The sequence below is a fragment of the Mameliella sp. CS4 genome (assembly GCF_019392335.1).
In the GTDB taxonomy this organism is placed as follows: domain Bacteria; phylum Pseudomonadota; class Alphaproteobacteria; order Rhodobacterales; family Rhodobacteraceae; genus Antarctobacter.
In genome coordinates, this window is sequence record NZ_JAHXRQ010000088.1 from 1 (window position 1) to 617 (window position 617).

Below are 617 nucleotides of genomic sequence, written 5' to 3' on the forward strand. Positions count from 1 at the left end.
GCGCCGCCGCGCCGCCGCGCCGGGGCTCGCCGTGGACCGGCTGCTGCGTTTCATCGCCACCCATGAACAGGTGTTCGAACGGGTCGATGAGTCCTCGGGCCGTGTTCAGGACGTCTATGACCAGGCGATCGCGGCGATAGGCGACCTGGTGCCGCGACTGACACCCGCGGAGGCGGATCAACTGCCGAGAAGATCATGAGTGCCCTCGGCGAAAGCACGCAAGGCTACCTGGCCGATGTCACCACCGCCGTGGCGCCGCATCTGCCGCAAGACAGCCTGGCGCGCTGGGAAGCCGATCTGAAAGACGCCATCGCCGGGCGGAAGGCCGAGGAAGCGAAGCGAGCGCCCGAGGGCTGGTTTTTCCATGACCTCGTAATGGGCCGAGATGCGCCAGACCATCGCCGCGGCGCGCGGGGATCTCGATCTGGTCATCGCGCTGGAATCGGAAAAGCGCCCGCACTTGCAGGACACCCTGGGGATCGCGGCACAACTTCTGGAGGCCGGGCGCAATACCGAAGCGCTGGATTGGGTACGTCAGCCGGGGCGGCTCTCTTTTGTTGAGGGTGAGGGGGATATGTCCCCGCCACGGGTCAGCCTGGAGGCGCGCATCCTGGAGG

Annotated in this window: 2 protein-coding genes; both read left to right on the forward strand. The window is 67.1% G+C overall.

The genetic code is table 11. The features are described from left to right. Positions 1–199: DUF6880 family protein (locus KZZ07_RS26645; protein ID WP_370631276.1), on the forward strand; the 199-nt coding region annotated here is incomplete at its 5' end. A gap of 186 nt (positions 200–385) precedes the next feature. Beyond that, a partial coding sequence (locus KZZ07_RS26650) for a DUF6880 family protein (RefSeq protein WP_219519938.1) occupies positions 386–617 on the forward strand: 232 nt, incomplete at its 3' end.